This is a genomic window from Flaviramulus sp. BrNp1-15 (genome assembly GCF_022259695.1).
In the GTDB taxonomy this organism is placed as follows: domain Bacteria; phylum Bacteroidota; class Bacteroidia; order Flavobacteriales; family Flavobacteriaceae; genus BrNp1-15.
The window spans coordinates 1,776,743-1,797,511 of sequence record NZ_CP092099.1 but is presented as its reverse complement, the minus strand read 5'-3'; the positions used below and the strand labels follow the sequence as shown (position 1 = coordinate 1,797,511).

Sequence of the window (20,769 nt, the reverse complement as noted above, 5' to 3'; positions counted from 1 at the left end):
AATCTAATTTTAAAAACTAATATTTATTTAAAAATGAACATAGGTTTAGTATTATCTGGTGGTGGCATGAGAGGAGCTGCTCATATTGGTGTTATAAAAGCTTTAGAAGAACATGATATATATCCAACTCACATTGCCGGAACAAGTGCTGGAGCTATTGTAGGTGCGCTTTATGCTTATGGCTATAAATGGCAAGATATTCTCAAGTTTTTTAAAGGCATTCAAATACTAGACATTAAAAAATACGCTCTAAATAAACCTGGTTTTATTGATGCTGAAAAATTTTATTCAAATTTTAAAACCTATTTAAAAGAAGATGATTTTAATGCTTTAAAAAAGTATTTAATTATAACTGCTACAGATATTATAAATGGTAATCTTGAAACTTTTCACGAAGGCGAACTTATAAAACCTCTTTTGGCATCTGCAGCATTCCCAGGTGTATTTGCTCCCGTAAAATTTAATAATTCGTATTACATTGATGGCGGTTCACTTAATAACTTTCCTGTAAATCTATTAAAATCAAAATGTGATTCTATAATTGGCGTTAATGTGAATAGTTTTAACACCATTACTATTAAAGATTTAAAGCATTCATATAATGTAGTAGAACGCGCTTTTAAATTAAAATCGATTAAAGAAGATTCTGAAAAATTTAAAGATTGTGATTTATTTATTTCTCCGAAAGAATTAAGTAAATACGGCACTTTTGATAAAAAATATCTTGATCAGATTTTTAAAATAGGTTACGATGCTACAATATCTGCATTAAAAAGCAACAAAAAACTTCTCGCATAAATTCCTGAAAACTGATGGTAATCATTTTAATAACTAGTTGTTTCACATACTTTTATTGAATAGCATAAATCATGAGATCTACAGTACACATACAAAATTTAAAATGTGGTGGTTGCGCAGCAACTATAATCACTAAACTTTCTGAAGTAAAAAATATTTCTGGTGTTACGGTAGACCAAGAAGAAGAAACAGTTTCATTTGATTATTATAATCATCATGATTTTGAAAGGGCAAAACACATACTTTCAATGATTGGTTATCCTATACTAGGCGCAGATAATAAATTATATACAAAGGCTAAATCGTATGTGAGTTGTGCTATTGGAAAAATGCATAAGTAAACCCTATGTCTTTATAGCCAAAAAGCATGGTTTATGTAACAAATATCACAATTACAACAAGTTTCAAAAAGTAATTTAGATTAAAATAAAAACATATAAACAATGGAAACATTACAACAAGTACAAGACGTAGTATCAATGCCAAGAATTGGAGACAAAGCACCTTCATTTAAGGCAGTAACAACACAAGGAGAAATTCATTTTCCAGAAGATTACAATGGAAAATGGTCTATATTATTTAGTCATCCAGCAGATTTTACACCTGTTTGTACAAGTGAGTTTATGACGTTTGCTCACCTTGAAGACAAGTTTGCAAAAGCAAATTGTAAACTTATAGGCTTATCTATTGATGGTTTATACAGCCATATTGCATGGTTAAGAACTATTAAGGATAAAATTGAATTTAAAGGCATGAAAAACATTGAGGTTAAATTTCCTTTAATAGAAGATATTAGCATGGAAATTGCTAAAAAATACGGCATGATTCAACCTGGTGAAAGTGAAACTCAAGCCGTTAGAGCAGTATTTTTTGTTGACCCAAAAGGAATAATTAGAGCTATTATTTACTATCCTTTAAGTTTAGGTAGAAATTTTGATGAGTTATACAGAGCATTAATTGCTATGCAAACTTCTGATGCGTTTAATGTGGCTACTCCAGCAGATTGGAATCCTGGAGACGATGTTATTATATCGCCAGCAGGTTCTTGCGGTGTAGCTGAAGAACGTATGACTAGTACTGATGAATTAGATTGTAAAGATTGGTTTTTCTGTACAAAAAAACTTGATAAAGAAGAGGTTTTAAAAAACATTCTTAAAAAACCAGATTTAGCTTTAAATAATTAATATTTTAAAATGATAAATGATAAAGAAGATAAAAGCAATTGGGCCATAGGCGGAGGCGTTATTATAGGTCTAGGAGTTGGTTTCTTTTTTCTTGCAGAATCTGCTCTAATGTTTGTTGGATCAATACTTTTAGGATTAGGTATTGGCTTATTAATTACCTCTATTCTATCAAGTAGAAATTAGAGGTTTTAATGAAGTAATATTAAATAGATAATAGGAATTAATTGTTGAAAATGAATAATATAAAACTATTATCAAAACTGGCTTTGTTTGCTTTATTGCTATTATTTGTAACATTAAAGTTTTGTTGCCCAAAAGACGATGTTTTCCCCATATATTTAAACATCTTGGGCAATAAAACTTTTTTTAATGATTCTCTTCCAAAAAAAATTAAAGTAAATAATGACGTTATTATAGAAAACTATTTTCAGTTCTTAGATTCAATAACAAAAAAATATAAAACATCTACATCTTTTGAATTAACTGAACATCTTTTAGTACGAGCAAATCCCTGGATTATAGACACGCTTCAAAACACCGATTATTACAGAATGAAAACTCGTGATTCTTTTATATACAATCAAAAGAAAATGATTGTAATTCCCAAAGGAACATTAATAACTATTCCTGATTCCACAATAGCTAAAAAAATTTTAAATTCATTTAAAAACACAGTTATAGATGTAAATATTCCTGAGTTTAAGCTTCGTATTTATGAAGACTCAACAAAACTTTATGAGTTTCCTGTACGCGTTGGTAGATATGAAAAAAAATATTTGGAAATGTCTGGTAGAATTGAAGATTTAAGAACAAAAACAGGTAAAGGCTATGTTATAAATCATGTAAAAAATCCCAGATATGTTAATCCGGCCAATAATCATGAATATTTTGTTACCAAAAGAGATGATAATAAAGTAACTAAGTTACCTCAAATTCCTTTTATTGAAACTGAAATAAATGGATTAAAAAACGGGCAATTAATTCACCCAACAACAAACCCAATAACATTAGAGAAAGCCTATTCTAATGGTTGTATAGGCACTAAAGAAGCAGATGCTTGGGTTATTTATTATTATGCTCCAATTAACACTAAAATAAATATTAGATACGATTTAAATATTATTAATGAAAAGGGTGAAGAAATGGAATTTAATGATATTTACAACTATGATAAATGACTACTCAGTTTTTTAGCATTTGTTAATTCATTTTCTGTTTCTCTGTCTTCATCCCAACAGGTTAAATTGTATATAGTAGTTTCTGCTATATTAGTAAGTGCTTCATCAGTTAAAAAAGCCTGATGTCCTGTAATTAAAACATTTGGAATTGCATTTAATTTAATTAGCATATCATCCTTTGGAAAATCATAAGAATGATCTTTAAAGAATATGCTTTTCTCTTTTTCGTAAACATCTATTCCTAATGCTCCTATTTTGCCATTTTTTAATCCGTTAATAACATCTTCAGTTTTTAAAACTGCGCCTCTGGCCGTATTAATGATTATTACGCCTTCTTTCATTTGTTCAATTAAACTGTCATCTATTAAATAATGTGTTTCAGTATTTAAAGGCACATGTAACGAAATAATATCTGCTTCTTTACACAAATCTTTTAATGGCAAATATTGCATATTATACTTTTCTACCAATTCATTATTTACCTCAATATCATGCCCAATTAATTTACAACCAAAACCATGCATTATTTTAGCCATAACAAACCCTATTCTACCAGTACCAATAATTCCAACTGTTTTATCATTTAAATCTATTCCAGTAAGATTATCCAAGTCGAAATTAAATTGTTTTACACGTTGGTTGGCAAGAATAAGTTTTCTATTTAATGCTAACAATAAAGCTACAGCATGTTCTGCCACTGCATTAGGTGAATATGCTGGTACATTGGCTACTTTAATGTTTAATCTAGAAGCTGTTTTCAAATTTACATTATCATAACCAACTGATCTTAAAGAAATAAACTTAATATTAAAATCTTTTAATTTTTCTAAAACCAAATCTGATGCATCATCTGCCGAAAATATTGAGATTCCTTCATAACCAACTGCTTTCATAGCAGTTTCAGAGGATAAAGTATCCTCAATAAAGGTTAGTTTGTGTTTTCTATTATTGGCATTTTCCAAATAAGGAATTTCAAATTTTTTGGCACTATAAACGAGGACTTTCATTTTGATTAGTATTTACTTATGAGGCGTTTCTATTTATAAAATATACAACCCTTTTTACTCATTATTTTGGTGTCATAAAGTTATCTGTTATATGTAAATCCAACAATGATATATATCAGACATAATACTCTAAGTTGAGCAATATCATTGTTTTATATACACTTGAATAGTTACTTTAAAGCAAAATTTAAACATGACACTAATTATAGTCACAGCTGTTATTCTACTAGTTTTAATTTCCTTGCTACTAGTACCAATTACTGTATGTTTAGACACAACAACTAACCAATACTATGTACAATTACAAGGTTTAGCAGAAGCTAATTTAGAACAACATGATGCTGAAATTTTTAGAATACGATGTAAAATTTTCTTTATTAAATTTTACATCTATCCTCTAAAAGAAAAGAGTGTAAACAAAAAGAAAGAAGCTAAAAAAAGTGATGTTACTAAACCAAAAAAAAACGTGCCTTATAAAAAGATTATTAGAGTAATAAAAACGTTTAGAGTAAAACACTTTTTTATGAATATTGATACTGGAAATTGCATTTCAAATGCCAAATTATATCCATTATTTGCTTTATTAAATTATAGTATTGGTGGTTTTTATATCAATTTTCAGGGACAAAATCAATTGGTTTTACTAGTAAAAAATAGACCGATAGATATTATAAGATCATTTATTAACTTTTAAATTATTAGATTATGGATTTACATTTTGAAGAATTATTAGGCAAAATTACCGACTTTATTAAAACAGAAGCTAAAACAGAAACTGTTGTTGGCGAGCAATTTCAATTAGGAGAATTTAAATGTGTTCCCGTAATTAAAGTAGGAATGGGATTTGGATCTGGTGGTGGCGAAAGCACAGAAACTAAAGCTAAAGCTGCCAAAGGCCAAGGCGCTGGAGCTGGAGCTGGTGTAGGTATCGAGCCTCTAGGTTTTCTTGTTACAAAAGGAGAAGAAATTTCTTTTATTGAATCTGGAAAAGCTCACGGTTTAGCCGCGGCTTTTGAAAAAGTACCAGATTTAATTGAAAAATTCGCTGAAAAGAGAACTAAGGCTGAAATGGCAAACTAATGTTGTTTTGGGTGCTCCAATTTTTTTAAACAGACCAGATATATAGTATTTCTATATATCTGGTCTGGTAATTTATATCTAAACTCATAATATACATCTCTTTTTATAGTTTTCTATTGAAAACTTTAACAAATATTAATGTGAGTATGTTCATTCTATTACGTCCAACAAGTTGTAATTTTTAATTGCTAATTTTTTAATCTATTCTTTAAAGTTTATCTTTGAGCTATACTTTTAATTATAATTTTTTGAAGATTAATAAAACATCCAGATTTAAAACAAATTGTTTATTAAAACTTACATAACAATAAAAACTTCAAAAAACACATTGTAAACACATATGAGGAAAATAATTTTATTTCTTGCTCTTATTAGCTTTGGCGCTAGTCAAGCACAAATATTCAATCCTGTTAAATGGGAAACTTCTGTTGAGAAAATATCTGATAAAGAATATAAATTAATTTCAAAAGCAACTATAGAAAAAGGTTGGCATTTATATTCTCAAAATGTGCCAGAAGGCGGACCAATACCTACAACTTTTTCATATAAAGAAGGCAATTATAAAACTATAGGGAATACAAAAGAAGAAGACGGACATACTGTTGATGATCCTGTTTTTGAAATGCAAATTACATATTTTGAAGATAGTGCCATTTTTGAGCAAAAAATTGAGGTAGAAACTGAATTAGAAACTATTACTGGAGCTGTTGAGTTTATGGCTTGTGACGATGTAAGATGCACACCTCCAAATGAAATAGAGTTAATTTTTAATCTAAATAACTTAACAACTTCATCAAATAAAAAAAAAAGTATAATTCCAGAGGATAACGCTAAAGTTAATGAGTTACTTTATGGTTTATCACCTACTGACTTAGAGAATCCTAGCAATCTTCAAGAAAATACTTCAAATAGTACATCCGAAACTAACACAAAAAATAGTTCTTTATGGAGTATTTTTGGATTAGGTTTTCTAGGTGGTCTGTTAGCTTTACTAACACCTTGTGTTTTCCCAATGATTCCTCTTACTGTAAGTTTCTTTACAAAGAAAAGTGACCAAAATAAAGGGTCAGGAATCTCAAAAGCATTACTTTATGGCTTTTTCATTTTTGCAGTTTACATAATTCTAAGTGTTCCTTTTCATTTATTAGACTCAGTAAATCCAGATATTTTAAATGAAATTTCAACTAATGTATGGTTGAACATTATCTTTTTTATTGTTTTTGTGTTTTTTGCCTTTTCATTTTTTGGATATTATGAGTTAACATTACCAGCAAGCTGGACCAATAAAACTACACAAGGTGAAAATGTTGGAGGTATTGTAGGTATATTTTTTATGGCATTAACCTTAGCACTTGTATCTTTTTCATGTACAGGTCCTATTCTAGGGTCGTTATTAGCTGGTTCTTTAACAGCAGACGGCGGTGCAATGCAACTTACAGCAGGCATGGGTGGTTTTGGGGTTGCTCTTGGCTTACCTTTTGCTTTATTTGCTATGTTTCCTAATATGATGAATGCTTTGCCAAAATCTGGAGGTTGGCTTAATACCACTAAAGTTATTTTAGGCTTTTTAGAATTAGCATTAGCTTTTAAGTTTTTATCAAATGCCGATTTAGTAGCCCATTGGGATATCTTAAAAATAGAACCTTTTTTAATTATTTGGATTGTAATATTTGCTGGTTTAGCTTTATATATTTTTGGAAAAATTAAATTCCCACATGACTCGCCAATAAAGAAATTATCCTTCTCAAGAATTGCTGGTGGGATATTAGTAGCTGCTTTTACTATTTATTTAATCTCAGGTTTTAGAGTAAATAAAGACACCAATACATTTACCTCTTTAACACTACTAAGTGGATTAGCTCCACCTGTTGGATATAGTTTTTTATATCCGAATGATTGTCCTAATAACCTAAATTGTTTTAAAGATTTAAAAGAAGGATTGGCTTATGCTAAAAAAGCTAACAAACCAATAATGATTGATTTTACTGGTTTAGCATGTGTTAACTGTAGAAAAATGGAAGAACATGTATGGCCAATTAAAAAAATAGATGATTATTTAAGAAATGAATTTGTTTTGGTTTCCTTATATGTTGATGATAAAAAAGAGCTCCCTGAAGAAGAAAAAGTTGAAGTTAATAGAATTAATGGAGGTACCAGACAACTTGAAAATTACGGACATAAATGGGCGCACTTTCAAACTGAATTTTTTCAAACTAATTCTCAGCCATATTATGTGCTCTTGAGTCCTGATGGGAAGCAAATACTAAATACTCCAGTTGGTTACACACCTAATGCAGACGAATATCATACTTGGTTAAAAGAAGGTCTTCAAACTATAAATGAAGAATAATTTAAAAGACTGAAAATGAGTACAAAAAGTAATATAAATGAAAAGGTTTCTGGTTTAGGTGATAAGCCAAAAAACCTTGAAGCTTATTTTGCTCATTTTAGAGAAAATATAGTTGGTATTGATGAATATTTTAATTCGCCTTACGGAAAGAAAAAAATCATTTATGCAGATTGGACAGCAAGCGGCAGGTTATACAGACCAATTGAAGAGAAGCTTTTAAATAAAATTGGTCCTTTTGTAGCAAATACACATACTGAAACTTCTACTACTGGAAGTGTTATGACGCATGCTTATCATAACGCTAGAAATATCATAAAAAATCATGTAAATGCTTCAAAAGATGATGTCTTAATAACTGTAGGTACAGGAATGACTGGAGCTATAAATAAGTTTCAACGTATTTTAGGGCTAAAACTCAATGAAAATTTAAAAGACAATACTAAAATACCTAAGGAAAAACGCCCAATCATTTTTGTTTCCCATATGGAACATCATTCTAACCAAACCTCTTGGTTAGAAACTATAGCAAACGTAGTTGTAATTCCATATAATGACAAAGGCTTACCATGTTTAGAAAGTTTATCAACATTAATAAAAAAACATAGCAACGTTCCTATTAAAATTGCAGCAGTAACTGGGTGTTCAAATGTTACAGGAATTAGAACAAATTACCACCAAATTGCTAAAATCATGCACCAGAATAATGGTTTGTGTTTTGTAGATTTTGCATGTTCGGCTCCATATGTTAATATTGATATGCACCCAAAGGATGAAGAGCAATATCTAGATGCTATTACCTTTTCGCCTCATAAGTTTTTAGGAGGCCCAGGTACATCAGGAGTTTTAATTTTTAATAAAAAACTTTATAAAAATTTAGTTCCAGATAATCCGGGAGGTGGTACTGTAAACTACACAAATCCATGGGGTGATCGAGATTATATAGATGATATTGAAACTCGTGAAGATGGTGGAACACCAGGCTTCTTACAAGCTATTAAAATAGCACTTTCTATTAAGCTTAAAGAAGAAATGGGTGTTCAAAATATGTTAGAAAGAGAGCACGAATTAATTTCAATCATTTTTAAGAGACTATCTAAAGTAAAGAATTTAAGAATTCTTGCACCAAATCATTCAGACAGATTAGGTGTTATTTCTTTTTACATAGAAGATGTTCATTACAATTTAATAGTAAAATTATTAAATGATAGATTTGGAATACAAACCAGAGGTGGTTGTTCTTGTGCCGGAACTTATGGGCATTACTTACTTAATGTAGATCAATCTGCATCAAAATCTATAGAAAAGAAAATATTAGAAGGTTGTTTAATTGAACGCCCAGGTTGGATTAGAATGTCTATTCATCCAACAATGACTAACCAAGAAGTTGAGTTTATTTGTGATGCTATTGAAGCTGTTGCAAAGAACTGTAAAAAATGGGGAGAAGATTACAAACATGATACCATTAAAAATGAATTTTCTCATATCAACTACTCATCAACAGAAAAGGAAATAGCTAAAGGATGGTTTTAAATAACATGTTAAATTTGTTTATTAATTTAAATTACGCGTTTGTATAATTATTAAGAAATAAACACCAAATTAAACATAACTTTGTATTTTTATTAAAAATACATCATTTAAAACATGTTTAAATACGGAATAGACAAACTTTCTATAAAAAAAGTCATAAATATTTCTAACGGTAAATTAAAAGCCATACTTTCTGAAGATGCTATTACAAAAGTAAATAATAGTAGAAAAAGAGTAGAAAAAATGGCAAAATCTAACAAAGCTGTTTATGGCATAAATACTGGTTTTGGTCCGCTATGTGATGTTCAAATTACACCAAAAGAAACAAGTAAACTTCAGGAAAACTTATTAATTACTCATGCTGTAGGAGTGGGAAATCCAATAGAAAAACAACTTTCTAAAATCATGATGATTTGTAAAGTTCATGCGCTATGTCAAGGGTTTTCTGGTATTAGATTAGAAGTCATTAATCGCATCATTTATTTTATAGAAAATGATTTACTTCCTGTGGTTCCAGAACAAGGTTCAGTTGGAGCATCAGGAGATTTAGCTCCTTTATCTCATTTATTTTTACCCCTTATTGGTGAAGGAGAATTTTGGATTGAAAATAAAATAGTAAATGCTAAAAAAGTTCTTAAAAAGCATAATTTAAAAGCTTTAAAATTACAAGCAAAAGAAGGTTTAGCTTTAATAAACGGTACGCAATTTATTTTGGCACATGCCATTTGTGGGTTAAACAAAATGAGGTATTTACAAGATTTAGCAGATTTAGCTGGAGCAATGAGTATTGAAGGTTATAAAGGAAGCGCTTCACCATTTAAAGAAGCTTTACATACTATTAGACCTTTTAAAGGAAATTTAGAAGTGGCTAAACGTATGCGTATGCTTTTTGAAAATTCAGAAAATATTATGTCACACGAAAATTGCGAACGCGTGCAAGACCCCTACTCCATGCGTTGCATTCCACAAGTTCATGGTGCTTCACGAAACGCTTATTATCATTTAAAAAAACTTACAGAAATAGAAATGAATTCTGTAACCGATAACCCTATAGTTCTAAGTGATACAGTAGCCATATCTGGAGGAAATTTTCATGGTCAACCTTTAGCCATAGCATTAGATTATGCATCAATTGCTGCCTCAGAATTAGGAAACATCTCAGACCGAAGATGCTACTTGCTAATTGAAGGGAAATATGGATTACCTCGATTATTAACAGAATCTGGTGGATTAAATTCTGGTTTTATGATTCCTCAATACACAACAGCTTCATTAGTTACAGAAAATAAATCCTTATGCTTTCCGCCATCAGCAGATAGTATCCCTACATCATTAGGACAGGAAGATCACGTTTCTATGGGAAGTATTTCTGGGAGAAAATTTAATCAGATATTAGGAAACTTAGAAAAAATATTGGCTATTGAACTTATGTATGCAGCTCAAGCTTTAGAATTTAGAAGACCTAATACGTTTTCTAAAATTATAGAAGAGAACTTCAAAATTATTAGAACAAAAGTTAAGAAATTAGAAGAAGATAGGGTGTTGAAAAATGACATTAACAACATGATTAATCTTGTAGTTAATAAATCATTTGTGGTAAATTAAAAGTTATAAAATGACGTTCCAAGAGCAAATATTACAAGGAATTCCTTCAGAATTACCTATTAAAAAAGAATACCCAAAAGGAGCAAATAGAGCTCCAAAAAGAAAAGATATTTTATCTATTGAAGAAAAACTATTAGCTATTAAAAATGCTTTACGCTATTTTCTTGAAAAATGGCATAAAACTCTAGCCTTAGAATTTGCTCAAGAATTAAAAGATTATGGCAGAATTTATATGTACCGTTTTAAACCAAATTACGATTTTTATGCTAGGACAATAAACGAATATCCGGCGAAATCTAAACAAGCAGCAGCCATCATGTTAATGATACAAAACAATTTAAATCCTGCTGTTGCTCAACATCCAGAAGAACTTATTACTTATGGTGGTAATGGTGCTGTGTTTCAAAATTGGGCTCAATATCTAATCACTATGCAATATTTAGCAACAATGACAGATGAGCAAACATTGCACATGTACTCTGGACACCCTATGGGATTGTTTCCGTCTTCAAAAAATGCACCTAGAGTTGTTGTAACTAACGGCATGATGATACCAAACTATTCGCAACCCGATGATTGGGAAAAGTTTAATGCTTTAGGGGTAACACAATATGGTCAAATGACTGCAGGATCATTTATGTATATTGGCCCGCAAGGTATTGTTCATGGTACTACAATTACAGTAATGAATGCTTTTAGAAAGATTTTGAAAAAACATGAAACATCTCAAGGAAAAATATTTTTAACTGCTGGTTTAGGTGGTATGAGTGGTGCGCAACCAAAAGCAGGTAATATTGCTGGTTGTATTACGGTTGCTGCAGAAATTAACCCAAAAGCAGCTAAAAAGCGTTATGAACAAGGTTGGGTGGATGTTTTAATTGATTCTATGGATGAATTAATTGTAATAGTAAAACAAGCTCAAGAAAATAATGAGGTTGTATCTATCGCATTTATTGGAAACATAGTTGATGTTTGGGAATGTTTTGATGAAAAAAATATTTTTATTCATGTTGGTTCCGATCAAACTTCTCTGCATATTCCTTGGACTGGTGGCTATTATCCTGTTGGAATTTCGTATGAAGAATCCAACCGTTTAATTCGAGAAGAGCCTGAGTTTTTCAAAGAAAAGGTTCAAGAATCATTACGCAGGCATGCTGCCGCTATTAACAAACATACTGGTAAAGGAACATATTTTTTCGATTACGGAAATGCCTTTCTACTGGAAGCATCTCGTGCAGGTGCAGATGTTATGGCAGAAAATAATATAGATTTTAAATATCCATCGTATGTTCAAGATATTTTGGGCCCTATGTGTTTTGATTATGGTTTTGGGCCTTTCCGATGGGTTTGTACATCAGGAAAATCTGAAGATTTAGATAAAACCGATGAAATTGCTGCAACTGTTCTTCAAGACATTATGGAAAATTCTCCTGAGGAAATTCAACTACAAATGCAAGACAACATCACTTGGATAAAAAATGCTAAGAAAAACAAAATGGTTGTAGGATCACAAGCACGTATTTTATACGCCGATGCTGAAGGTAGGATAAAAATAGCTGAAGCTTTTAATAATGCCATTAAAAATGGAGAAATTGGTCCAGTTGTTTTAGGAAGAGATCATCATGATGTTAGCGGAACAGATTCGCCTTATCGCGAAACTTCTAACATATATGATGGTAGTAAATTTACAGCAGATATGGCTATTCATAACGTAATTGGCGATAGTTTTAGAGGAGCTACTTGGGTATCTATTCATAATGGTGGTGGCGTTGGATGGGGAGAAGTCATTAACGGTGGATTTGGAATGCTATTAGACGGAACAAAAGCCGTAGAAGAAAATTTAAAAAGTATGCTTTTTTATGATGTAAACAATGGTATAGCCCGTAGAAGTTGGGCTAGAAATGATGAAGCTTTATTTGCTATTAAAAGAGAAATGGAAAGAACTCCAAATTTAAAGGTAACTTTACCAAACCTTGTTGAAGACAAACTTCTAAATGACTTATTTTAATGACTACACTATTTAAAAATATTAAAGAATTAATTCAAGTTCGTACAGAACCTATTTCTTTTGTTTCAGGTAAGGATATGAATACACTACCAACCATTAAAAATGCTTTTTTAGTAGTTGAAAATGGATTGATTAGTGATTTTGGTAGTATGGAAAATTGTCCTTTAAATAATTTTTCAGAAGTCATCGATGTAACTGGAAAAATGATTCTACCAACTTGGTGCGATTCGCACACACATATTGTTTATGCTGGAAACCGCGAAAATGAATTTGTTGATAGAATTAATGGATTATCTTATGAAGAAATTGCAAAACGAGGCGGAGGTATTTTAAATTCAGCAAAAAAACTACAAGAAACATCTGAAGAAGAGCTTTATCAGCAAAGTAAAGAAAGATTAGAAGATGTCATTAAATTAGGCACAGGAGCCATTGAAATTAAATCTGGATATGGTTTAACTTTTGATGCTGAACTAAAGATGCTTCGTGTTATAAAACGTTTAAAAGAATCTTATCCTATCAAAATTAAAGCGACCTTTTTAGGAGCACATGCACTTCCTATAGAATACAAAGAAAATAAAGAAGGTTATTTACAAATGCTCATTGATGATATTATGCCTCAAATACATCAAGAACAATTAGCAGACTATGTAGATATTTTTTGTGAAACTGGATACTTTTCTGTTGAAGATACAGAGCAAATTTTAAAAGCAGGTAAAAAATATGGATTAATTCCTAAAATTCATGTTAATCAATTTACAGCTATAGGTGGCGTTCAAGCTGGAGTTAATAACAAAGCACTATCCGTGGATCATTTAGAAATTATGAGAGATGAAGATATTAATATTCTAAAAAACTCTACAACAATGCCCGTTGCCTTACCTGCATGTTCTTATTTTTTAAGTATTCCTTACACTCCTGCTAGAAAAATAATTGATGCTGGTTTACCATTGGCTCTTGCCACAGATTACAACCCTGGCTCCTCGCCTTCTGGGAACATGAATTTTGTAATTTCAACGGCATGTATTAAAATGAAGATGACACCAGAAGAAGCCATTAACGCTGCTACTATTAATGGTGCTTATGCTATGGGATTAGAAAAAGAAGTTGGTACTATAACACTAGGTAAAAATGCTAATCTATTAATAACAAAACATATTAGTTCTTATGGATTTATTCCATATTCTTTTGGCTCTAATTTAATAGATACTGTCTACATAAAAGGTAAAGCATTTAACTACTTTTAAATAAAAATAAATAAACTATCCAAAAACTTTTGTTATTAAACTTTTGAGTGAATCAATACTTAAAGCCTAAAAGTTTAAAATAATATAACTTTGCAGAATGATACAAGAATTAAAAGATAATTACGGCCATTTATTTGAAGATGCGCTTTTAAATGAAATAAACCAAGTAGGAACGTTTAAAGATGTACCCGAAGGTTCAAAACTTATTGATATTGGAGAGTATGTAAAAGCAATGCCTTTATTAATTTCTGGTGCAATTAAGATTTTACGCGAAGATACAGACGGCGATGAACTACTGCTCTACTTTCTGGAAAAAGGAGATACCTGTGCCATGACATTAACGTGTTGTTTAGCCCATACTAAAAGTGAAATAAGAGCCATTGCAGAAACTGATGCAAGACTTATTATGATTCCTATTCAGAAAATGGAAGAATGGTCTGCTAAATATAAAAGCTGGAGAAATTTTGTTTTTGAAAGTTACCACAATCGTTTAAATGAAATGCTTGAAACCATTGATAGTATCGCATTTTTAAAAATGGATGAACGTCTTTTAAAATATCTAAATGAAAAAGCAAGAATCTCAAAAGACCATAAAGTAAATATCACACACCAAGAAATAGCATACGAATTACATACATCTCGGGTTGTTATTTCAAGATTATTAAAAAAATTAGAGAACTTAGGTAAAATAGAGTTACATAGAAATTATATAACAATTAAAAACATATAATAAAAGGTACTAAATAATGTTTAAATATTATTAAACGTTACCTATGTTAGTGTATAAATTTTATGTAACATTTACCTTTAATGCCGCAAATTAAATACTATGAAAATTGAACAAATATATACTGGATGTTTAGCGCAAGGTGCTTATTACATTGAAAGTAATGGTGAAGTAGCAATTATAGACCCTTTACGCGAAGTAAAACCATATATAAATAGAGCAAAACTAGACGATGCTAAGATAAAATACATTTTTGAAACACATTTTCATGCAGATTTTGTGAGCGGACACTTAACGCTTTCAAAAGAAACTGGTGCTCCTATTATTTTTGGGCCAAATGCTGAAACTACTTTTAATGCTATCATTGCAAAAGACGGACAAGAGTTTAAATTAGGTAATGTTTCAATTACTGTATTACATACTCCTGGACATACCATGGAAAGTTCAGTATTTCTTTTAAAGGATGAAAATGGGAAAGACCATGCTATTTTTAGTGGAGACACATTATTTTTAGGAGATGTAGGTCGACCAGATTTAGCTCAAAAAACTGGAGAAATTACTGAAAAAGATTTAGCAGACTATTTATACGATAGTTTACGTACTAAAATAATGCCCTTAGCAGACGATGTTATTGTGTATCCAGCTCATGGAGCAGGTTCCGCATGTGGTAAAAATCTAAGTAAAGAAACTGTAGATACTTTAGGTAACCAGAAAGCTACAAATTATGCGCTTAGAGCAGATATGACAAAAGAAGATTTTATTGAAGAAGTTACAGATGGCTTATTGCCACCTCCTCAATACTTTCCGTTAAATGTAAAAATGAATAAAGAAGGTTATGATGACTTTGATGAGGTCTTAAAACGTAGCGCACAAGCTTTAACACCAGATGCTTTTGAAACAGCAGCTAATGAAACTGAAGCGGTTGTTCTAGACGTTCGTAACCAAAATGATTTTGCAAAAGGTCATATTCCTCGATCTATTTTTATTGGATTAGATGGTAGTTTTGCCCCTTGGGTTGGTGCTTTAATTGCCGATGTAAAACAACCTATTTTATTAGTAGCTCCAGAAGGCAGAGAAAAAGAAACTATTACACGATTATCTCGAGTTGGTTTTGACCATACCTTAGGCTATTTAAAAGGTGGATTTGAAGCTTGGAAAAAAGCAGCTAAAGAATATGATGCCGTAAGTTCAATTACTGCTACTACATTTAAAGAAGCTAAAGAACATGATGAAACTCCAGTTTTTGATGTTAGAAAAGAAGGGGAATTTTTATCTGAACATGTATTAAATGCAAAACATACTCCTTTAGATTACATTAACAATCATTTATCTGAGTTTCCAAATACAGAAACCTTTTATGTTTATTGTGCTGGAGGTTACAGAAGTATGATTGCCGCTTCTATCTTAAAAAGTAGAGGTATTCACAACTTAATTGATGTTAAAGGAGGGTTTAAAGCTATTAAAGAATCTGGAGTTAAAGTTTCAGATTATGTTTGTCCTACTACTTTATGATTCTTGAAGGTAAATCCAAAATAATACTCCTTAACCTTTATCCATTTTATAACACATAGTTTACTTTATTTGAATATAAGTTAGCTAAAATTCATAATTATCCTTTTTTTTGTAGCTTAAACAAAAAAAATGAATTGGATATTTGAACCTTGGCCATGGTATATTTCTGGTCCTATGATAGCTTTTATAATGTTTTTACTAATCATGTTTGGTAAAAGCTTTGGCATGTCATCAAACCTTAGAACATTGTGTGCTATTTGTGGTGCAGGAAAAAAAACTGAATTTTTTAAATTTGATTGGAAATCTCAAAAATGGAATTTAGTTGTAGCCACAGGAGCTATAATTGGAGGATTTATTGGATCGCATTTCTTGTCTAACGATTTGGTTGTTCATATTAATCCAGAAACTGTTAGTGAATTAAATTTACTTGGTTTTGAAGGCGCTGGTAAAGAATATTTACCAACAGAACTTTTTGACAACTCGGTATTTGGGAATATAAAAAGCATTTTAATTTTATCTGTTAGTGGTTTACTAATTGGTTTTGGTACCAGATATGCTAGTGGCTGTACTTCTGGTCATGCCATTTCTGGTTTAAGTAATTTACAACTTCCTTCTTTAATTGCTGTAATTGGATTTTTTATTGGAGGTTTAGTTATGGTTAATTTTATTTTTCCTTTAATTTTTTAAGATATGGCTAGAATATTTTTTTATTTACTGATAGGTGTTTTATTTGGTATTACAATGTTTAAATCTGAAGCTGCTTCATGGTTTCGTATATACGAAATGTTTAAATTTCAGTCATTTCATATGTATGGTATTATAGGTTCTGCCCTAACATTAGGTATTATTATAGTGCAATCTATTAAACGGTTTAGAATAAAATCGTTTTATAAGGAAGACATTAATTTTATTCCTAAAACAAAAGGTGTAACAAATTATCTAATTGGGGGAATAATTTTTGGCCTAGGCTGGGCGCTTGCTGGTGCTTGTCCAGGTCCCATGTTTACACTTTTAGGGGCTGGTTTTTCCCCCATACTAATAGTAATATTCTTTTCGGTGATTGGCACGTATTTATATGGAGTACTTAAAGATAAGTTGCCACATTAATAAAATAACTTAATAAAGTTATTATAAATATTCAATATTGTCATTTACACTCACTATTTAATCAAATTTCGAATTTTACTTTTATTTTAATTAATAATGAAATAACTTGCTATAAATGATACTTTATTGATATTTATTATATAGTCATGAAAAATATTGTTCATTATAACCAATACAAGAAGTATCTAGTCTTTTTAAAACATATATTTTCTCAATGAATCAATCAAAAGAGATGAAAACAATAACACTAAAAGAAATAGCAAATCAATTAGAGTTATCGGTTACTACTGTTTCAAAAGCACTTAAAGCGTATCCAGATGTAAGTAAAAAAACCAGAGATCGTGTAAAAACCTTAGCTGAAAAACTAAATTACGTTCCTAATTCGTTTGCTGTAAGCCTTAGAATGCAAAAATCAAAAACTATTGGGGTTATAGTGCCAGAAACCGTACATTATTTTTTCTCTAAGGTCATAGATAGTATTTTAAAAGAAGCCGAAAAAAATAACTATGTAGTCATTTTAATGCAGTCAAAAGAAGATTACGAACTTGAAAAAAAACAAATTGACTTACTTTTAAATAAAGGTGTAGATGGTATTTTAATTTCATTATCAAACAAAACAAGTAATTTAGATCATTTAAAAAAAATCCAAGCACTTGGAATACCTTTAGTCCTTTTTGATAAAATAGCAAAAACTATTAATTGCTCTAAAGTTAAAATAGATGATAGAAAATCAGCTTATGAAGCAGTTACTTATCTTATAAAAAAAGGACATAAACGAATCGCTCATTTTAGAGGTGGATTAAACCCACAAAATTCTATTGATCGCTTTTTAGGTTACAAAAAAGCATTACTAGATAATGATATAAATTTTGACTCATCATTAGTTTATTTATGTGATAATGATTCTGATTTTGATGACGGATTCAAAAATGCTAAAAAGTTAATACAAGACCATGGTAATAATGTTGATGCTTTATTTACAATGAATGATCTTTTAGCAATTGGTGCTTTAAATTACTTAAATTCTGTTAATATAAATGTACCTGAAGATATTGCACTTATAGGTTTTAGTAATTGGTTTATGTCTTCAGTAGTTACCCCTACTTTATCTTCAATCGAACAAAATGGATATGAAATAGGTGAAAAATCTGCTCAAATCCTATTTCATGAAATAGATTGTAAATTCAAAGGAATAATAACAAAACCCCAACAAATAATTGTAGATACCGAACTTATAATTAGAAACTCAAGCTAAATTTTATTATTTTTAAATATTAGCTAAAACTAGGTTTTCATATTAAAGGTTAAAGAAGTCTTAAAACACTATACAATATTGTCATTTACCTTTAAAATTTAATCAATTATTTAGTTTTATTTTCACATGAGTCTTTTATAAAATAACTTGCTTCAAATGGTATTTAAACATCACATCAAGTTTTATAAAATTATGAGAAATTTAAAAAGAAAATTAGCAGTAGTAATATGTAGTTTATTTTTAGCTACAGGCTTTTCACAAAACAAATTAGATAGAATAACAGTAAATGAAAATGACTTTGTTACAAACAGTAACGAAACAATTGTTTTTAGAGGTTTAAACACAAGTGATCCTGATAAGCTAGAAAGTCAAAATCATTGGAATAAATCATATTTTCAAGAAATAAAAAACTGGGGCGCTAATATTGTTCGTTTCCCAGTACATCCTACAGCTTGGGTAAAAAGAGGAAAAGAAAATTATCTAAAACTTTTAGATGATGGTATAAAATGGGCTACAGAACTTAATTTGTATGTTATTATAGACTGGCATAGCATTGGTAATTTACAAACCGAAATGTATCAGCACGATATGTACGATACGACTCTTAAACAAACTTATGATTTTTGGAGAACCATTGCTGTTAAGTACGGAAAAAACACAACTGTAGCTTTTTACGAATTATTTAATGAACCGACAACGTTTAATAATACTTTAGGAACCGCAACTTGGGAAGATTGGAAAAAAATTAACGAAGAATTAATAACTATTGTTCGAGCTAATGGTGGTGAAGGCATTCCTCTAATAGCTGGTTTTAATTGGGCTTACGATTTAACACCTGTAAAAGAAAACCCAATAAATGCTGAAGGAATTGCTTATGTAAGTCACCCGTATCCTCAAAAAAGAGAAAAACCTTGGGAAAGCCAATGGACTGAAGATTGGGGTTATGTAAAAGGAAAGTACCCTTTAATTCTTACTGAAATAGGATTTAGCGGACCAGAAGACCCAGGCGCACACATACCCGTTATTAGTGATGAATCATATGGTGATGCAATAACAAATTATTGTGATGACAAAGAAATATCCTATGTGGTTTGGGTTTTTGACCCACAATGGGCTCCACGTTTATTTGAAGACTGGAATTATACCCCATCAAGGCATGGTAAATATTTCAAAAAGAAATTAAGTTCTTATAATTACAATTAAAAATAAATTTAGAGATAAAAAATGGTTGAAAAGATTAATCGAGAAATAACACTATTAAAACCAGATGATGTTTTCTTGATAATTAATCGTGTGAAAAAAAAGTTTGATTTCCCAATACATTTTCATCCAGAGTATGAATTAAATTTTATACTAAATGGCAGAGGTGTAAGACGTGTGGTTGGAAATTCCATGGAAGAAATTGGAGATGTAGAATTGGTTTTAGTAGGCTCTAATTTAGAACATGGTTGGGAAACACACCATTGTAAAAGAAATAAAATTTATGAAATAACTATTCAATTTCATGAAAATTTATTTAGTGATGATTTACTTTCTTTGAAAAATTTTAAACCAATAAAAGATTTATTTATAAGGTCTAAACAAGGAGTGCTTTTTGATGAAAAAACAGCCATAAATTTAATGTCAAAAATAAAAGCACTCTCATCAGAAAACGGTGTAGATGATTTTATTAAACTTTTAAAACTTCTTGAAGAACTTGCAAATTCAAAACATCAGCGTACACTTTCTCAAAATATTGATGAAAGAGAAAATCAATTTGAAGGAAGTGATAAAATTAAAAAAGTACATGATTTCTTAAATGAAAATTATGCTAGAAAAATATCTTTAAAAGAAATTTCTAGTTTAGTAAATATGAGCCAAAGCTCATTCAACCGGTTCATTAAAAAGAGAACAGGTAAAACATTTATTGAATTTGCAAATGATAAAAGAATAGGTTATGCAACAAAATTTTTAGTTGAAACCGATTTATCTGTTGCAGAAACAGCTTACAGATGTGGATTTAATAGTATTGCAAACTTCAACCGTTTCTTCAAAAAATCTAAAAACATAACACCTAGTAAATTTAAAACCGAGTTCAAGTCAATACAACGATTTGAATAAATTTCTCTTCCAAATGTATAAATAGTATAAGTATTTGATATTTTATACTAAATATAAAAAAGAAATTTACCTTAATTTCATGCA

Annotated in this window: 20 protein-coding genes; 19 read left to right on the top strand and 1 reads right to left on the bottom strand. The window is 30.2% G+C overall.

What is annotated here, in order from left to right; translation table 11 throughout:
• The first annotated feature begins 33 nt into the window (after positions 1–33).
• The 5 genes from MBM09_RS07940 to MBM09_RS07920 all read left to right on the top strand — a co-directional run bounded on the left by MBM09_RS07940 (position 34) and on the right by MBM09_RS07920 (position 3,160).
• The gene (locus tag MBM09_RS07940; protein ID WP_305070091.1) at positions 34–798 is read left to right on the top strand and encodes a patatin-like phospholipase family protein; all 765 of its coding nucleotides are present in this window, start codon (positions 34–36) and stop codon (positions 796–798) included.
• Positions 799–869: 71 nt separating this feature from the next.
• Positions 870–1,139: a heavy-metal-associated domain-containing protein gene (locus tag MBM09_RS07935; RefSeq protein WP_238673168.1), complete on the top strand. Its 270-nt coding sequence runs from the start codon at positions 870–872 to the stop codon at positions 1,137–1,139.
• A 102-nt stretch (positions 1,140–1,241) separates the two neighbouring features.
• Complete coding sequence (locus MBM09_RS07930) at positions 1,242–1,982, top strand: peroxiredoxin (protein WP_238673167.1); 741 nt, start codon at positions 1,242–1,244, stop codon at positions 1,980–1,982.
• A 9-nt stretch (positions 1,983–1,991) separates the two neighbouring features.
• Positions 1,992–2,165, top strand: coding sequence for a hypothetical protein (locus MBM09_RS07925; RefSeq protein ID WP_238673166.1), 174 nt, complete (start codon positions 1,992–1,994; stop codon positions 2,163–2,165).
• Between the two features lie 50 nt (positions 2,166–2,215).
• Entirely contained in the window at positions 2,216–3,160 is a 945-nt protein-coding gene (locus MBM09_RS07920; RefSeq protein ID WP_238673165.1) for a L,D-transpeptidase, read from the top strand.
• Here the strand turns inward: MBM09_RS07920 and MBM09_RS07915 are convergent.
• Entirely contained in the window at positions 3,148–4,167 is a 1,020-nt protein-coding gene (locus MBM09_RS07915) for a 2-hydroxyacid dehydrogenase (protein ID WP_238673164.1), read from the bottom strand. The two genes, MBM09_RS07920 and MBM09_RS07915, sit on opposite strands and share 13 nt — an antisense overlap.
• A gap of 193 nt (positions 4,168–4,360) precedes the next feature.
• Here MBM09_RS07915 and MBM09_RS07910 point away from each other — a divergent pair, with 193 nt between their 5' ends.
• The 14 genes from MBM09_RS07910 to MBM09_RS07845 all read left to right on the top strand — a co-directional run bounded on the left by MBM09_RS07910 (position 4,361) and on the right by MBM09_RS07845 (position 20,685).
• Positions 4,361–4,861: a hypothetical protein gene (locus tag MBM09_RS07910; RefSeq protein WP_238673163.1), complete on the top strand. Its 501-nt coding sequence runs from the start codon at positions 4,361–4,363 to the stop codon at positions 4,859–4,861.
• Between the two features lie 11 nt (positions 4,862–4,872).
• A complete protein-coding gene (locus tag MBM09_RS07905) occupies positions 4,873–5,247 on the top strand; it encodes a GerW family sporulation protein (protein WP_238673162.1) in 375 nt (124 codons plus the stop codon).
• A 340-nt stretch (positions 5,248–5,587) separates the two neighbouring features.
• Positions 5,588–7,597: a thioredoxin family protein gene (locus MBM09_RS07900; protein ID WP_238676309.1), complete on the top strand. Its 2,010-nt coding sequence runs from the start codon at positions 5,588–5,590 to the stop codon at positions 7,595–7,597.
• 15 nt (positions 7,598–7,612) lie between these two features.
• Positions 7,613–9,127 (top strand): aminotransferase class V-fold PLP-dependent enzyme, encoded by a 1,515-nt coding sequence (locus MBM09_RS07895; RefSeq protein ID WP_238676308.1) that lies wholly within the window; start codon positions 7,613–7,615, stop codon positions 9,125–9,127.
• Between the two features lie 114 nt (positions 9,128–9,241).
• Positions 9,242–10,732, top strand: coding sequence for a histidine ammonia-lyase (hutH, locus tag MBM09_RS07890; RefSeq protein ID WP_238676307.1), 1,491 nt, complete (start codon positions 9,242–9,244; stop codon positions 10,730–10,732).
• Positions 10,733–10,742: 10 nt separating this feature from the next.
• On the top strand, positions 10,743–12,740 hold the full coding sequence (locus MBM09_RS07885) for a urocanate hydratase (RefSeq protein ID WP_238676306.1): 1,998 nt from the start codon (positions 10,743–10,745) through the stop codon (positions 12,738–12,740).
• Positions 12,740–13,984 carry an imidazolonepropionase gene (gene hutI, locus MBM09_RS07880; protein WP_238676305.1) on the top strand — a complete coding sequence of 415 codons (1,245 nt, stop codon included), beginning with the start codon at positions 12,740–12,742 and terminating at the stop codon, positions 13,982–13,984. Before MBM09_RS07885 ends, hutI begins: the two co-directional genes overlap by 1 nt.
• 97 nt (positions 13,985–14,081) lie before the next feature.
• Complete coding sequence (locus tag MBM09_RS07875; protein ID WP_238676304.1) at positions 14,082–14,714, top strand: Crp/Fnr family transcriptional regulator; 633 nt, start codon at positions 14,082–14,084, stop codon at positions 14,712–14,714.
• A 99-nt stretch (positions 14,715–14,813) separates the two neighbouring features.
• On the top strand, positions 14,814–16,223 hold the full coding sequence (locus MBM09_RS07870; RefSeq protein WP_238676303.1) for a rhodanese-like domain-containing protein: 1,410 nt from the start codon (positions 14,814–14,816) through the stop codon (positions 16,221–16,223).
• Between the two features lie 129 nt (positions 16,224–16,352).
• Entirely contained in the window at positions 16,353–16,910 is a 558-nt protein-coding gene (locus tag MBM09_RS07865) for a YeeE/YedE family protein (protein WP_238676302.1), read from the top strand.
• Positions 16,911–16,913: 3 nt separating this feature from the next.
• The gene (locus tag MBM09_RS07860) at positions 16,914–17,330 is read left to right on the top strand and encodes a DUF6691 family protein (RefSeq protein ID WP_238676301.1); all 417 of its coding nucleotides are present in this window, start codon (positions 16,914–16,916) and stop codon (positions 17,328–17,330) included.
• A 214-nt stretch (positions 17,331–17,544) separates the two neighbouring features.
• Positions 17,545–18,585 (top strand): LacI family DNA-binding transcriptional regulator, encoded by a 1,041-nt coding sequence (locus tag MBM09_RS07855; RefSeq protein WP_238676300.1) that lies wholly within the window; start codon positions 17,545–17,547, stop codon positions 18,583–18,585.
• A 192-nt stretch (positions 18,586–18,777) separates the two neighbouring features.
• Positions 18,778–19,788 (top strand): glycoside hydrolase family 5 protein, encoded by a 1,011-nt coding sequence (locus MBM09_RS07850; RefSeq protein ID WP_238676299.1) that lies wholly within the window; start codon positions 18,778–18,780, stop codon positions 19,786–19,788.
• A gap of 21 nt (positions 19,789–19,809) precedes the next feature.
• A complete protein-coding gene (locus MBM09_RS07845) occupies positions 19,810–20,685 on the top strand; it encodes an AraC family transcriptional regulator (protein ID WP_238676298.1) in 876 nt (291 codons plus the stop codon).
• Positions 20,686–20,769: the final 84 nt, after the last annotated feature.

Excerpts from the sequence above, each read along its gene's own strand:
- MBM09_RS07885 (WP_238676306.1), top strand. The coding sequence starts at position 10,743 with ATGACGTTCCAAGAGCAAATATTACAAGGAATTCCTTCAGAATTACCT.
- MBM09_RS07920 (WP_238673165.1), top strand. The coding sequence starts at position 2,216 with ATGAATAATATAAAACTATTATCAAAACTGGCTTTGTTTGCTTTATTG.
- MBM09_RS07895 (WP_238676308.1), top strand. The coding sequence starts at position 7,613 with ATGAGTACAAAAAGTAATATAAATGAAAAGGTTTCTGGTTTAGGTGAT.
- MBM09_RS07905 (WP_238673162.1), top strand. The coding sequence starts at position 4,873 with ATGGATTTACATTTTGAAGAATTATTAGGCAAAATTACCGACTTTATT.
- hutH (WP_238676307.1), top strand. The coding sequence starts at position 9,242 with ATGTTTAAATACGGAATAGACAAACTTTCTATAAAAAAAGTCATAAAT.
- MBM09_RS07850 (WP_238676299.1), top strand. The coding sequence starts at position 18,778 with ATGAGAAATTTAAAAAGAAAATTAGCAGTAGTAATATGTAGTTTATTT.
- MBM09_RS07940 (WP_305070091.1), top strand. The coding sequence starts at position 34 with ATGAACATAGGTTTAGTATTATCTGGTGGTGGCATGAGAGGAGCTGCT.
- MBM09_RS07865 (WP_238676302.1), top strand. The coding sequence starts at position 16,353 with ATGAATTGGATATTTGAACCTTGGCCATGGTATATTTCTGGTCCTATG.
- hutI (WP_238676305.1), top strand. The coding sequence starts at position 12,740 with ATGACTACACTATTTAAAAATATTAAAGAATTAATTCAAGTTCGTACA.
- MBM09_RS07925 (WP_238673166.1), top strand. The coding sequence starts at position 1,992 with ATGATAAATGATAAAGAAGATAAAAGCAATTGGGCCATAGGCGGAGGC.
- MBM09_RS07855 (WP_238676300.1), top strand. The coding sequence starts at position 17,545 with ATGAATCAATCAAAAGAGATGAAAACAATAACACTAAAAGAAATAGCA.
- MBM09_RS07915 (WP_238673164.1), bottom strand. The coding sequence starts at position 4,167 with ATGAAAGTCCTCGTTTATAGTGCCAAAAAATTTGAAATTCCTTATTTG.
- MBM09_RS07875 (WP_238676304.1), top strand. The coding sequence starts at position 14,082 with ATGATACAAGAATTAAAAGATAATTACGGCCATTTATTTGAAGATGCG.
- MBM09_RS07910 (WP_238673163.1), top strand. The coding sequence starts at position 4,361 with ATGACACTAATTATAGTCACAGCTGTTATTCTACTAGTTTTAATTTCC.
- MBM09_RS07935 (WP_238673168.1), top strand. The coding sequence starts at position 870 with ATGAGATCTACAGTACACATACAAAATTTAAAATGTGGTGGTTGCGCA.
- MBM09_RS07845 (WP_238676298.1), top strand. The coding sequence starts at position 19,810 with ATGGTTGAAAAGATTAATCGAGAAATAACACTATTAAAACCAGATGAT.
- MBM09_RS07930 (WP_238673167.1), top strand. The coding sequence starts at position 1,242 with ATGGAAACATTACAACAAGTACAAGACGTAGTATCAATGCCAAGAATT.
- MBM09_RS07870 (WP_238676303.1), top strand. The coding sequence starts at position 14,814 with ATGAAAATTGAACAAATATATACTGGATGTTTAGCGCAAGGTGCTTAT.
- MBM09_RS07860 (WP_238676301.1), top strand. The coding sequence starts at position 16,914 with ATGGCTAGAATATTTTTTTATTTACTGATAGGTGTTTTATTTGGTATT.
- MBM09_RS07900 (WP_238676309.1), top strand. The coding sequence starts at position 5,588 with ATGAGGAAAATAATTTTATTTCTTGCTCTTATTAGCTTTGGCGCTAGT.